A 13,847-nucleotide genomic window follows, 5' to 3' on the forward strand; every position below is an offset into this window, starting at 1 on the left:
TGCAATTCGTGAGGTCGGTCCGCGGCGGATCGTCATGCAGCGGCCAAAGTCAGCAGAAACTCAGCCAGCCTGAACATACTCTGCGCCGGTGACGGCGTGGCCATCCGGGGTACTCGCGGATTGTGCGAAATAGCCATGGGTTTACTGCCGCGCAGCATACGGTACTCGTCATCGACATCTTGCTTGTTCATGGAACCTCGATACGTGAGTCAGTCGATTTCATCCGAAAACCCCGGCGGTCTCCAGTCCGGCTCTGCGCGCGGCGACCACAGCGTTTTCGCCATCCTGCTCGCGCTTTATTTTCTGATCCTGTATCCGATCCTGCGCGCGAATCGTTATTACGATGACGACCTGAAGCGTGCGCTGGTCGGCCATAGCGGCTGGGACTCCAACGGTCGGCCGCTGACCACCCTGCTGATGAAGCTGCTGCAGTGCTATGACGCCGCGCTGGTGGACATTTCGCCACTGACGCAGATCGGGGCCATCGCCATGCTCGCGTGGGTCGGCGTGTTGATTGGCCGCCGATATGCGATTCGCTCGCCATGGCTGGCAGCACTCGTGGCATTTCCGCTCGGCGCGCAGCCGTTCTATCTGGAAAATCTGTCCTACAAGTTCGATGCGCTCAGCATGAGTGCGGCGATGTTGCTCGCCCTGCTGCCGATGATCGCGCTCAAGGATGATCGCCGAGGCTGGTGGCTGGGTGTGCTGGCGCTTTTTGCAAGCCTGTGTTTTTACCAGCCAGCGATCAATGCCTGCCTGATCTTCATCCTGCTTGAGGTGCTGCTGGCCCAACTGAGCGACAGCACACCGCGCCAGTTGATGCTGCCATTCCTGTGGCGCGCATGGCAAGCGGGACTGGCCGTGCTGGTCTATCAACTCGTCGTCGGCATCCACATCCACGGCTGGGTGGGGCAGCAGAGCGAAAAGATCCACGGCCTGCGCGATCTTCCGGTGCTAAAGACCAATATCGTCGATTTCTATACGTTCATCGGCGACAGTTTCAACCAGCAATGGTGGCGGTACTTCACGCCCGTGTTGATCCTGCTCGCCTTGGTTCCGGTGGCCATCGGCATCCGTTACGCGCTCAGGATCCGCCGGATACAACCGGCCTGGGTCAGTGCGCTCCTGTTCGCGCTCAGCCTCCTGCTGCCCCTTGCTGCCCTTGCTTGCGTCTTCGGTCCCATGCTGCTGTTGCTCAGGCCGGAGATCGAGCCGCGTGTCTTGATGGGAGTTGGCGCACTGCTGGCGGCAGCGTTGATCGCCATGCAGGCTGCTCTGCGGCAATGGCGCTGGTCGGATGTGTGGACCTTGTCGGTGTCCTGCATGCTTGCCCTGGGTATGTGCGTCATCGCCAGTGCCTACGGCAATGCCCTGGGTGAGCAGAAGGGCTACGAGGACCGGATCGCCGCGCATCTGGCCGAGGATCTTGCCGAGTTGAAGGTGAGCCATTCCATCCATTCCTTCCTGCTCGACGGCAGCATCGGATACGCACCGGTAGCGGCGCATGTTGCCGAACAAATTCCGCTCGTCCACACGCTGATCATTCCGTACATTTCCGTCGACGATGCGTTCCACACCCATATGTTCCTCATGTATTACCTCCCGGAGGTCGCCGACCTGCGTTTCGAGAGCGGTGCCGGCGGCTTGCAACAGGAAGCTGCGCTGCTGGCGGAAACCTGCCGGATGCCCGCCGTGCTCAACACGAGGTTCTACCGCCTGTACCTGGTCGATGACATCGCCGTGTTGTCGTTACGCCCGGCCGGTCAGCAACGGTGCGTGGCCAGCGCGCCACCGGTAACCGCCTAGCTTCCGGCGAAGCCGAACCCGGGCGGAAGCTGCTGGGGCGCGGTTCGTGTTCGCAAAATATTGCGAACAAAGTCATGAACTTACAAATTGCTTCGGGGCATGGAATCCCGTGAGAATAAGCGCGCGCGGTGACCAGGGGGCTGGCCGCGCCAATGCATCGTCATGTCGGTCTGACATGTTGCTCATGGGTTGATGGGCCTTGGTGCGGAGTCACTGCTTCCAGTTTCCTGCCGATCACGTGTTCGATCGAACACGTGGCGCGTGCGGGTATCCACCTTCAGGGAGAACTCATGAATTCGTTGAGCAAGCAGATCATCGTTGTGGCGGTGACGTGTGGGCTGTCGGCATGCGCATCGATCATCGGCGGCCGTTACCAGCCGGTCTCGATAGACGCACGCGCTGGCGACCAGAGCATCGTCGGTGCCGATTGCACGCTGACCAATGACCGCGGCCAGGTGCATGTCACGACACCAGGCACGGTCATCGTGCATCGTGCGTCCGCTCCGCTGAGCATCAGCTGCGAGAAGGGCGGTACGAAGGTCGCCGAGCAATCGGTTCCTTCGCATGTGCGCGGAATGGTATGGGGCAATATCGTGTTCGGCGGCCTGATCGGCGTCATTGTCGATTTCAGCGATGGTGCGGCACATCACTATCCGCAGATGGTGACGGTGATGTCGCAAATGGTGTCGACGGCAGGTCAGGCAGACACCGGAGCAACGACGATGGGCGCGCCGGCAGCCGGCCAGTCCGGTGGTCTGGCCAGCCTGGACCCGCGGATTGGCAAGCCGATGTTCAATGCCGCCCAGAATGTGGCAGCGCGTGAACAGTGCGATTCAGCCATTCGCGTGCTGATGGCGGATGGCCAGCGTGCCTTGTTCGAGGCGAGCTGCGCCGCCGCTGCGCCGATCAAGATCGAATGCCAGCAGGATCGGTGCACATCCATGCATGCCGATAGCGGCAATACCACCATGTGAGTCCGGCCTCGCTGGCGCGGTGGCCGATCGGCTATCGCGCCAGCGGCGCCCTCCGTCACGACATGCTGGCGGCAGTTACTTGCGATGGCGTGGGAAACCTGCGTTTCGATTCTCTAGTACCGATATGGCTTTCGCTTGTATTTGTAACAATATATCGTTACGTCTGGACAGCCTCTCTCGAAGACGTGCTCGCATGAACCAGACGTGGGCCGATGTGTTTGCCCGAACCGAACGGACCGGAAATGAGCTGACAGGGGATGTCTCGTCCCTTGCTCGTTCGTCGTCATCGTGCGCACGGCCCTTGATCGTGGCGCTGGCCTGTGTGCTGGTGGCCGCATGCAGCGTGGGTCCCGAATTCAAGCGACCTGCTGCCCCCCAGGTCAGTGATTACACCGGCCGCCCGCTCTCGACCACCGTGGTCAGCCCGAACGTTGCCGGCGGGGAAGCGCAGCACTTTGCCAAGGGCAGCGACATCCCTGGCGACTGGTGGACCCTGTTTCATTCCAGGCCGCTGAATGAGCTGATCGAACATTCGCTCGCCAACAATCCGGACCTCAAGGCGGCGCAGGCCGCGTTGTCCGTGGCCAGGGAAAATGTGCTGGCGCAACGGGGCGCCTTCTATCCCAGTGTCTCGGCAAGCTTCTCAGCCAGCCGCCAGAAGACCCCGGGGACCATCTCACCCACGCCCAGCTCGAATGCACTGCTGTACAACCTCTATACCCCGCAGGTCAGCATTTCGTATGCACCCGACCTGTTCGGCCTGAACCGCCGAACGTTGGAGTCAGTGAAGGCGCAGGAGCAGGCCGTTCGTTTCCAGATGATCGCGGCGCAGATCACGCTGAGCACCAATGTGGTGGCCGCGGCGGTGCAGCAGGCCGCGCTGCAGGCACAGGTCGACGCGACCCGTCAGCTGATCGACATCAACACGAAGATGCTGCAGATCCTGCGCTACCAGTTTGCCAAGGGTTATGCCGGCCGACTGGATGTGGCCGCACAGGAATCGCAACTCGCGCAGGTCACCGCCACGCTGCCGCCGCTGCTCAAGCAACTGGCCCAGCAAGACGATCTGCTGGCCGTGCTGGCCGGTCGCTTTCCGAGTCAGGCGCCGGCTGAAAAATTCGAGCTGGCGAGTCTGCAATTGCCGCAGGAACTGCCGCTGAGCCTTCCTTCGGAGCTGGTGGCGCAGCGTCCGGACGTGCTTCAGGCCGAGGCCAATCTGCATGCCGCCAGCGCCCAGATCGGCATTGCCACGGCGAACCGGCTGCCGAATATTGCGTTGACTGCGGATGCCGGCAGCACGGCGCTGGCGATTGGTCAGGTGTTCAAGGCCGGCACAGGTTTCTGGGATCTGGGCGCGGCCATCACCGCCCCCATTTTCCAGGGCGGAACACTGCTGCATCAGGAGCGCGCCGCGAAGGCCGCCTATGTCGAAGCGGCCGAACAATATCGCAGCACGGTCCTGACGGCCTTCCAGAATGTTGCCGACACGCTGGTCGCACTGCAACAGGACGCCGAGGGCCTGAAGGCGGCGGCGGCCGCCGCCGATGCCGCCAAGGTCACCCTGGATCTGTCGCAACGCCAATGGAAGGACGGCTACGCGAACTATCTCTCGCTGTTGAGCGCCGAGCAGGCCGATCAGCAAGCGCGGGTCAACCTGGTGCAGGCCCAGGCCAATCGCTATGCCGACACGGCGGCGTTGTTCCAGGCGCTGGGCGGTGGCTGGTGGCACCGCGCGGATCTGATCCAGACCGACTCAATCAAGTCTGACCCAATCAAGACCGATTCAAGCAAGGCTGACAATGAAAAGTAAATCATTTGGCGGGATGTCGGCTGCGGGACGTGGGGTCAGATTCCCGCGCGCACTTGCCGCCGCCTTGGCGGCGACGACGATCGTGTTGTGTGCCGGCTGCTCACATCAGACCGACGACAACGCGCAGGCCGCCGCCGTGAAGGCCAGCAATGTGACGATGACGGCAGCGCAGCGACAGCACATCCAGCTTTTTACCGTCGCGGCGTCCACCTTCCACCAGACCACCGAGGCGACCGGTGCGGTGGACTTCGACAACGACCAGGCCACCAGCGTGCTGGCGGCCTTCTCCGGTCCGGTGTCGCGACTGCTCGTTTCCCCCGGTCAGCAAGTCAGGAAAGGCGACCCGCTGGCGCTGGTTGATTCGCCCGACTTTGCGGCGGCGATCAGCACCTACAGCAAGGCGCTCGTCACGGCGAAGAACGCTCGCCGGCTGGCCGATGTGGACAAGGATCTGGTCCAGCACAACGGGGTGTCCCAGCGTGAGTACGAGCAGGCGCAAACCGACGCAGCCAGCGCCGAGGCCGACCGCGATGCCGCCTTGCAGGCGCTCGCCTCGCTGAGCGTGGATGCACAGACCATCAAGAACCTCCAGGCCGGCCGGCCGGTGCCGCACATCCAGGGCGTGATCCGCTCGCCGATCACGGGAACCGTGGTGGAAAAACTGATCACGCCCGGACAACTGCTGCAGGCGGGCACCACGCCGTGCTTTACCGTGGCCGATCTTTCGCGCGTATGGGTGATGGCGCAGATTTCCGCCTCCGATCTTGCCTCGGTGAGTACCGGTGACGCGGCCGACGTGGAGACCGGTGTCGACGGGCAGAAGGTTTCCGGCACCGTGGACAACATCTCGGCCGTGGTGAACCCCGACACCCGGGCCGTCATCGCGCGCGTAGTCGTCGAGAATCCCAAAGGTCTGCTGAAGAAGCAGATGTATGTCCGCGTGCAGATCCACGCCAGGCAGCAAAGCACGGGCATGCTGGTGCCGGTGTCGGCGGTCTTGCGCGACGACGAGAACCTGCCGTTTGTCTATGCCGTCCAGCGCGATGGCAGTTTCGCTCGGCAGCATGTGACACTGGGCTCGCGCACCGGGGACCAATATGTCATTCCGGACGGCGTCAAAGGTGGTGACCAGATCGTGGTCGATGGCGGCATCTTCATCCAGTTCATGCAAAATCAATGAGCGAGCAACTGCCTTCCACCGAGTCCCAGTCCCGAACGGTCTCGATCATGAACCGGATTGTGGCCTCGTCGCTGGGCCAGCCTTTCCTCGTCATCCTGATGACGCTGCTGCTGGTGGGATCGGGAGCACGCTCGCTGCAGCGCCTGCCGGTGGATGCCTATCCGGATCTCTCGCCGCCGATCGTCGAAATCATCACCCAGTGGCCCGGGCATGCCGCCGAGGAAGTGGAGCGGCTGATCACGGTGCCGGTCGAGCTCGGCATGAATGGCATTCCGAATTCGAACAACGTCCGCTCGATCTCGCTGTATGGGCTGTCCGACGTCATCATCACGTTCAACAATGGTGCGGGTGACCTGCCCACGCGCCAGGAAGTCTTCAACCGGCTGCCCAGCCTGAGCCTGCCGCCCGGCGTGAGCCCTTCGGTGTCGCCGTTGTCCGCGCCATCGGGCCTGATCTATCGGTACGTGCTGGAGAGCCCCGACCGCTCGCCGATGGAACTCAAGACTCTCGAAGCCTGGACGGTCGAACCGCAATACCGGTCGGTACCCGGCGTCGCGGATGACTCCGGGTTTGGCGGTGGCACCATGCAATACCAGGTGTTGCTCGACCAGGCCAAGATCGCCGCGGTCGGCCTGTCGGCGGTGCAGGTGGAAGCTGCGCTGGCGGCCAACAACAGCAACGCCGGCGGCGGCTTTTATTCGCAGGGTGGCCAGTTCTATTACGTGCGTGGCATGGGCAACCTGGAGACGCTGGAGGACATTGGCAACGTGGTACTGGCGGTGCATGACGGCACCCCGGTATTGCTGAAAGACGTCGGCCGCGTGGTCATCGGGATCGCACCGCGCCTGGGTGAATTCGGCTATGAGAAACAGGACGACGCGGTGGAAGGCGTCATCCTGTTGCGTACGGGCGAAAAAACCCAGGACGTGCTGAAGCGGGTCGAGGCGAAGACCAAGGAGCTCAACAGTGGCGTGCTGCCCAGCGACGTCAAGGTTGTTCCGTACTACGACCGTACCGATCTGATCGGACTGACCACCAAGATCGTGGAGCAGAACCTGCTGCGCGGCATGTTGCTGGTCGTGGTGATCCTGATCTTCTTCCTCTACGACGTGCGTGCGGGGTTGATTGTCGCGATAACCATACCGCTGGCCTTGCTGTTCGCCTTCATCTGCCTGGATCTGCAGGGCGCCTCGGCCAACCTGCTGTCGATCGGCGCGATCGACTTCGGCATCCTGGTGGATGCGGCGGTGGTGATGGTGGAAAACATCTTCCGCCAGATCGCCGAACGCAAGGGAACACCACTCAACGTCAGGGAAATCATCCGGGACGCGGCAGCGGAGGTGGATCGTCCGCTGTTCTATGCCGTCGCAGTGATCGTGGTCAGCTTCATGCCGATCTACGTCTTGTCGGGGCCTTCCGGGACGTTGTTCAAACCGATGGCCGACACGATGATTTTCGCGTTGGTCGGCTCCCTGGTGGTCACGCTCACCTTGCTGCCGGTGCTGTGCGCGTGGTTCATGCGCAAGGGCGTGAAGGAGCGACACAACCGCGCTTTTGAAGCGACCAAGTCGGTCTACATCAAGGGTCTCGATTTCTGTCTTGCCCGTCCATGGGGGACGACGCTCGCCTCGACCCTTCTGCTGCTTTGTTCGCTGCTGCTGATCCCGCGCATTGGCGCCGAGTTCATGCCGCAGCTGGATGAAGGCGCGCTGTGGGTGCGCGCCACGATGCCGTACACGATTTCGTTCGACGAGTCGGCGAAGATCACTCCGAAGATCCGCGACATCCTGCGCTCGTTTCCCGAAGTCACCACGGTCGCCTCGGAACTGGGTCGCCCCGACGACGGTACCGATTCGACCGGATTCTTTAACGTCGAATTCTACGTAGGCCTCAAGCCCTATTCGGAATGGAGCGGCTCCTATCGCACCAAGCCCGAGCTGATTGCGGCAATCAATCAGAAACTGCTGGCCTTCCCCGGCATCAATTTCAATTACACCCAGCCAGCCGAGGATGCGGTGGATGAGGCGGAGACCGGCCTGAAGAGCGCGTTGGCGGTCAAGGTCTTCGGTTCCGACCTGAATACGCTGCAGCAAAAGGGCAAAGCCATCAAGCAGGTGCTGGAGCAGGTACGTGGCATCCGTGACGTGACCCTGGTGCAGGAACTCGGACAGCCCAGTCTCTCCATCACGATCAACCGCGCCGCGATTGCCCGTTACGGCTTGAACGTTGCCGACATCAATGGCGTGATCACGACCGCCATCGGCGGCGACGTGGCCACCGAAGTGGTGCAGGGAGAAAAGCAGTTCGATCTGGTCGTTCGCCTCGAACAGCAATACCGCGACAACCCCGAGGAAATCGGCAATATCCTGGTGGCGACGCCCGGCGGACAGCAGATTCCGCTGAAGGAATTCGCGGACATCAAGGTCACCAACGGGGCCTCCTTCATCTACCGCCAGAACAATTCGCGCTACATCGGCGTGCAGTTTTCGGTGGAAGGGCGGGATCTGGCCGGCGCGGTCGAAGACGCCATCCAGCAAGTCAACCAGAAGATCAGCGTGCCGCCGGGCTATCACCTGGACTGGGGCGGCGAATACTCGGAATACACCGCTTCACGGGCGCAGTTGAATGTCATTCTGCCGCTCACGCTGGCGCTGATTTTCCTGTTGCTGTTTACCCTCTACAGCAATTTCAAATTCCCGTTCATCACCGTGCTCGGCGTGCTGCTGTCGGCACCGGTGGGCGGCATCGTGGCGCTCTGGCTCACCGGCACACCGTTCTCGGTGTCCTCCGGCATCGGCTTCCTGGCCCTGTTCGGCGTCTCGGTGCAGACGGCGGTCGTGTATATCTCCTACGTCAACGAACTGCGTCTCGGCGGTACCGATCTCAACGAGGCGATACGCCAGGGCGCGATCCTGCGCCTGCGCCCGATCATGATGACCGCACTGGTGGCGGCACTGGGATTGTTGCCGGCGGCGCTGGCCACCGGCGTAGGCACGGATACCCAGCGGCCGTTTGCGCTGGTCATTGTCAGCGGCCTGTTCACGCGGCTGTTGATCAGCATCTTCCTGATGCCGGCGCTGTATGCCCTGGTGGCGCGTCCGCACGATCGGCTGGAGGTTTGAGGTTATCCAGGGGCCATGCGGGATCGGCTTGGCGGGGCAGGAGAGGCTTGCCATGCCGATGGGGCATGGCGAAGTTGTAGTATCCCCAGCACGCCGGTTCAGTCGCGGTCCGATGGGAGCAGTCCACGGGCAGCGGTCTCACTGATCACACAACGAGGTCTGCGCCATGAGTGCTTCGGAAGGGATAGTCCAGCAGCTGACGCGGATTCCGTTTTTCCTCAAGCTCTGGAGCCGGTTCCCGCTCGGGCCGCTCCGCCTGCGCGTGGAACACGGTATTTTCCCTTACCCGCACTATGCGTACGGGCTGTTCTGGGCAGCGACGCTCGCTTCCCGGCTGGGCATCGAGCGCATTTCGGCCATCGAGTTCGGGGTTGCCGGTGGTCGCGGCCTGATCGCGCTTGAGCGAGCCGCCACGGAAATATCCGAAGCAACCGGCGTCGGTATCGATGTGTTCGGATTCGACAGTGGTGAGGGCATGCCAGCCCCGGTGGACTACCGCGACCTGCCGCACATCTGGGGTGCCGGGTTCTATCGCATGGACGCAGACAAGCTGCGCAAGCAACTATCAAACGCAAAACTGGTGCTGGGTGACGTACGCACGACGACGGCAGGATGGATCGCCGAGCAACATGCGCCGGTCGGTTTCGTCGCATTCGATCTCGACTACTACAGTGCGACCGTTGCCGCGTTGCAGATCCTGTCCGGACCACCATCGACCCATCTGCCGCGCGTTTACAGCTATTTCGACGACGTGACCGCGAACGACCTCGGCTGCATGAATCCCTACGTCGGCGAACTGCTCGCGATCAACGAATTCAACCAGCGCTTTGCGGACCGCAAGGTCTGCCGCATCGAGCTGCTGCGGGTCCACCGGCACCGCTGGGAGAGATGGCAGGAGCGCATGTTCGCATTTCACAACTTCACGCACCCGCAATACACGCAGCTGGTGATTCCAACGGATCGGGCCAGCAGTCAGCTGCCGCTGGCCTGAGCGAAGCGCGTAGTTCAGGGCAACGGGGCCAGCGGTTTCATGCGCGCGTTGACTGACTACCTGTGAGTGGCACTGACCGGACTCACCGCCGTTCCCGGCATCGATTGTCGGGGCGCCGGTCAATCATCCATGACTACGCTGCCGGAGCTTTCCTTGGTTTTGCGTGCCCGCCGCGGCTTCGCTGCCGCTGCTGCGATGAGTTGTTGCAGGTAGGCAATGCCTTCTTCCTCGGGAAAGAACGCAACGACGTCGGCAACGGTCAGGCCATGCTTCTCTCGCAGCAACTGAAATTCCTCGCGCGCCATTGCCAGGCGTTGGGCAGCAGCCTGCTTCTTGCCGAGCGGTCTGGGGGGGACGGGTTGCTGCTTTTCTACCCTGCGCTCGAGCGTGGCGAGTTCTTCCTGGAACTGGCGAAAGTCATATTTCTGGGTGGTCATGAGGTACGCGAGATATCAGTGAGTAGCCCGATTTTCGCACGTTGATCTTGCATTGCGACGTCACGGGAGAGTTATCGAGCGCGCACGAAAAAGCCCACTCGTGAAAGTGGGCCCAGTCGTTGCTATGCATGGTGGCCGAGGACGGAATCGAACCGCCGACACGGGGATTTTCAACAGAATCCCCGACGAATGGGAAACCTTGTTTTACGCGGGTTTCCAAGGGTTTAGGCGTTTTCAAAACCTGATGGCACCTGATGGAAATGGCGTAAAACCTGATAGCAGCTGTGCCCACAGCGTGCCCACAAAAACCGTGCCCATAGAGCCCTGTGCATCATCGAGCAGGAGATTCTGCTTGGTATCGCCTTGACGCAATGCAGGCGAAGAACGCTGCCATGAAAACGGGCGACGTTGCTCACCCCGATCATTTGGACCTCTCCTTTAGCCAACGACGCTGACCACGCAGCGGTTCCTCGGCCAAGCCAGCAATGCGGTCCTTTTTCCGCTGCGTCCGCTCATGGCTCGTTGCTGGGGTATTGGCTTGGTTCGAGCGGATCCACTCTCGCAAAGGGCCGACCAGGTAACGAACCATGTGCTTCCCGACTTCAATCCACGGTGGAGACTGGCCCCTCGCGCGTTGCACTTCCAGCCAATCGCACGACACCTGAAGAAGGACGGCAACCTGCTTTGGTGTCAGGTGCTGCCTTTCGGACAGCTGATCGAACGTGGCAATTAACGGGTCGTTGAGTGTTTCGAGCGGTGTGGGAGTGGAGGACATGTTTTCGGGTTAGGTGTTTGGACAGTTACGGCAGGCGTAGCCCTGTAAACAGCTTTGTAGCCACTACGGAGAATAGCTAAATAAACGAAGTAGGTGTATTGCAATATGCAATATAGGTTTAGAGCCCGATCCAATGAGGAGCGGGCCTATGGCCGTGCTGAAGAAAGGTGCCAAACGAGCACCGAAATCGCTCCATCGACCAGAAAATCACGTTTTCTTGGCGGTGCTTCGTGATTTCCGTGAACGAGCTACGTTGACCCAGGTGCAGGTAGCAGAACGGCTTGGGCGGTCGCAAAACTATGTCAGCGCTGCCGAGAGGGGTGTGGTTCGCCTGGACGGCCTGCAATTGCGGGACTGGTGCCAGGCTTGCGATTCGGACTTGGTGAAATGGGCCAAGGAAGTGGAAGGGCGACTCGGCGGGAAGAAGGCAACTCGGCAGAGTCAATGAAAACGCCGCCTTGGGAAAGGGTCAGCGAAGTACTAGTCTGCTACATCAAGCGCAAGTAGCTTAGGATGGCCGAAGGATTGGACATGAAGCTCGCCGAGCTCATCACCGAGGCTGAAGTTTAAGAAACATCTGCCATCAGATGTTTCGCATCGTCACAGGGGACGAAAACATGGAATGTTCAGTTGAGGAGACCCCTCTGGGTAACGGCTTATCAGTCGTGCCGCAGCAGGATGGCGTCTTGAATATTTATTCTGGCGTGCAACAAGAAGTGTGCGTCGCACTGAATGCTGCCAATTTGTTGATTCGAATCGTTGGGAGCCCGTAGTGGACTTGTCATTCTTCAAGAACGCGCCTCTTTCCCTACAGGTCACTGGAAGTGTCCTGTTGGTCTTGTTCGTAGCATTTTGTATCTTTTTTGGGCTATTGGGCATCATCTTTCGAGTCCGACTCGGACATGTTCTTCGCACACTGCGCAAGCAAAAAATCAACACTTCCGAGGGCCTTAAAAGGGTATTCCAATTTGATGCGAAGTTGACGCATCTATGGAACGAGTTCCGCGAGACCTTGCACGAACAGAAAGAGAACCGTGGCGGGAAGTCGGTCGTTGTTACACTCCGCGCGACAGTTCCAGCGGAGTCCTACTTTAATTCTCAGTTTCTAATTGACGGTCGGTTACGTACAGAGCTCTTCAAGCATTTTCCCGGAATTTTTACGGGCCTCGGCATCATCGGCACATTTGCAGGTTTGATTTCTGGTCTCCAGGCTTTTCACGTCTCAGACAATCCTGGGCAGGTGCGCGAGAGCTTGGACCTTCTGCTACATGGAGTATTTGAAGCGTTCTTTGTGTCCGTTGCTGCCATTTCCATTGCGATGCTCGTGACGCTGATCGAGAAAGCGTTGCTGACGTCGCTCTATCGCTGCACTGAAGACCTTGCGCAATACATAGACAGCTTGTTCGTTTCTGGGGCGGGCGAGGACTATCTGTCGCGCATCGTGCTTGCCTCGGAGGATGCTGCTAGTCAGTCGAAGATTCTCAAGGACTCGCTTGTGGGAGACCTTAAGACCATCTTGCAGGAGGTCACTGATCGCCAGATTGCCGCGCAGATGCAAAACAGCGCCACTCTAAGTCAGGAAATTGCGGGGAGCATTCGGACCAGCCTTCAGGGGCCGATGGAAAAGATCAGCGACCTTGTTGCCAGAGCCAGCGGTGATCAAAGCAGCGCTGCCTCAGAAATGCTCAAAGACGTAATGTCGAGTTTCAGTCAACGATTGAATGAGCTATTTGGTGGCCAAATCTCTGGCATCCAGGATTTGAACCAGAAGAGCGCCCAAGCCATGCAGGACGCTGTCAAGTCGCTGAATCACCTTGTAGGAAGCCTTGAAGCCGCCAACCAGCGTTCTGGTGATGCGATGGCTGAACGTATGGCGAAATCCGTTGAGGAGATGGAGCGCCGCCAGTCTGAGATCAACGACCAAACTCGATCATTCGTTGAACAGATTCGTCAGCTTGTATCGACCTCTCAAACCGACACCAGTGAGAGGTTGCAAAGTCTCTTGATGGATCTTGGCAAGCAAGTCGGAAGCATTGTGGGAGTGCTGCAGACACAGTCTGCCCAAACTCGCGAAGACCAAAGGCAACGAGAAGATGCATTCTCCTCACACGCACACAATATGGTCAGCTCCATGGGTGAATCCGTATCTGGAGTGATTGAGCAACTGGCCAGCTCCACCAACCAAATGCGGCATAGCGTCGAAACTATGGAGCGCACGACCTTGAGTGCGATCGACAAAATGAGTACAGGCGCACGCACGCTTGAGCAAGGGGCAATCGCATTCTCGCAAGCAGGGGATAAGGTCACCAATGCGATGACTCAAACTGCTTCTGTCGCGAATAAGATGACCGAGGTCAGTGGATCCTTGAACTCTTCTGCGTCTGCGCTTCAAGGCGTACTTGTCGACTATCAAGCCAACCGTGAAGCGACGGGCTCCATGCTTGTCGAAGTTCGAGCTGTAGTCGAGTCTGCAAAACGCGAAGCATCGTTGACCCAAGGCATTCTCGATCGTATCCAGTCGGCAACGGAGAAGTTGGTCTCAGCGCAGAAAGAAGCAGACACATATCTTGAGGGCGTGACTGAAGTGCTCGCCACAGCACACGAATCTTTTTGCGACGGCATCACCCGCACCTTGGATCGCGCCAACAGCGATTTTCATATAAAGCTGAGCCATGCGGTTGGCTTGCTAGGTTCTGCCATTCAAGAGCTTGAGGTTACGGTATCAAGCGCTGGCTCGGCGAAGAAGTAGCCC

At 59.9% G+C, this 13,847-nt stretch carries 11 protein-coding genes; 8 read left to right on the plus strand and 3 right to left on the minus strand.

What is annotated here, in order from left to right; all coding sequences use genetic code 11:
• Positions 1–32 precede the first annotated feature (32 nt).
• Entirely contained in the window at positions 33–191 is a 159-nt protein-coding gene (locus tag B0E48_RS17725) for a hypothetical protein (protein WP_168170281.1), read from the minus strand.
• A gap of 13 nt (positions 192–204) precedes the next feature.
• Between B0E48_RS17725 and B0E48_RS03845 the strand changes: the two genes are divergently transcribed.
• The 6 genes from B0E48_RS03845 (at position 205) to B0E48_RS03870 (ending at position 9,883) form a co-directional block, all read left to right on the plus strand.
• On the plus strand, positions 205–1,806 hold the full coding sequence (locus B0E48_RS03845; protein WP_168170282.1) for a glucosyltransferase domain-containing protein: 1,602 nt from the start codon (positions 205–207) through the stop codon (positions 1,804–1,806).
• Positions 1,807–2,096: 290 nt separating this feature from the next.
• Positions 2,097–2,780, plus strand: a complete 684-nt coding sequence (locus B0E48_RS03850) for a hypothetical protein (protein ID WP_077516109.1) — start codon at positions 2,097–2,099, stop codon at positions 2,778–2,780.
• A 193-nt stretch (positions 2,781–2,973) separates the two neighbouring features.
• Positions 2,974–4,590, plus strand: a complete 1,617-nt coding sequence (locus B0E48_RS03855) for an efflux transporter outer membrane subunit (RefSeq protein ID WP_077516110.1) — start codon at positions 2,974–2,976, stop codon at positions 4,588–4,590.
• On the plus strand, positions 4,580–5,770 hold the full coding sequence (locus B0E48_RS03860; RefSeq protein WP_077516111.1) for an efflux RND transporter periplasmic adaptor subunit: 1,191 nt from the start codon (positions 4,580–4,582) through the stop codon (positions 5,768–5,770). The genes B0E48_RS03855 and B0E48_RS03860 overlap by 11 nt, the downstream gene beginning before the upstream one ends.
• A 47-nt stretch (positions 5,771–5,817) precedes the next feature.
• Positions 5,818–8,892 carry a CusA/CzcA family heavy metal efflux RND transporter gene (locus B0E48_RS03865; RefSeq protein ID WP_139350139.1) on the plus strand — a complete coding sequence of 1,025 codons (3,075 nt, stop codon included), beginning with the start codon at positions 5,818–5,820 and terminating at the stop codon, positions 8,890–8,892.
• 166 nt (positions 8,893–9,058) lie between these two features.
• Complete coding sequence (locus tag B0E48_RS03870) at positions 9,059–9,883, plus strand: hypothetical protein (protein ID WP_077516115.1); 825 nt, start codon at positions 9,059–9,061, stop codon at positions 9,881–9,883.
• A gap of 119 nt (positions 9,884–10,002) precedes the next feature.
• On the opposite strand, the gene B0E48_RS03875 is transcribed toward B0E48_RS03870, so the two are convergent.
• Both B0E48_RS03875 and B0E48_RS17880 read right to left on the minus strand, forming a co-directional pair.
• On the minus strand, positions 10,003–10,320 hold the full coding sequence (locus B0E48_RS03875) for a hypothetical protein (protein ID WP_077516117.1): 318 nt from the start codon (positions 10,318–10,320) through the stop codon (positions 10,003–10,005).
• Between the two features lie 421 nt (positions 10,321–10,741).
• Complete coding sequence (locus tag B0E48_RS17880; RefSeq protein ID WP_217317804.1) at positions 10,742–11,095, minus strand: hypothetical protein; 354 nt, start codon at positions 11,093–11,095, stop codon at positions 10,742–10,744.
• Positions 11,096–11,243: 148 nt separating this feature from the next.
• Between B0E48_RS17880 and B0E48_RS03880 the strand changes: the two genes are divergently transcribed.
• Positions 11,244–11,543, plus strand: a complete 300-nt coding sequence (locus B0E48_RS03880) for a helix-turn-helix transcriptional regulator (RefSeq protein WP_168170283.1) — start codon at positions 11,244–11,246, stop codon at positions 11,541–11,543.
• A 324-nt stretch (positions 11,544–11,867) separates the two neighbouring features.
• Positions 11,868–13,844, plus strand: coding sequence for an anti-phage ZorAB system protein ZorA (gene zorA, locus B0E48_RS03890; protein ID WP_077516124.1), 1,977 nt, complete (start codon positions 11,868–11,870; stop codon positions 13,842–13,844).
• Positions 13,845–13,847: the final 3 nt, after the last annotated feature.

Origin of the sequence: Rhodanobacter sp. C03 (genome assembly GCF_002001175.1) — a bacterium.
Lineage (GTDB): Bacteria > Pseudomonadota > Gammaproteobacteria > Xanthomonadales > Rhodanobacteraceae > Rhodanobacter.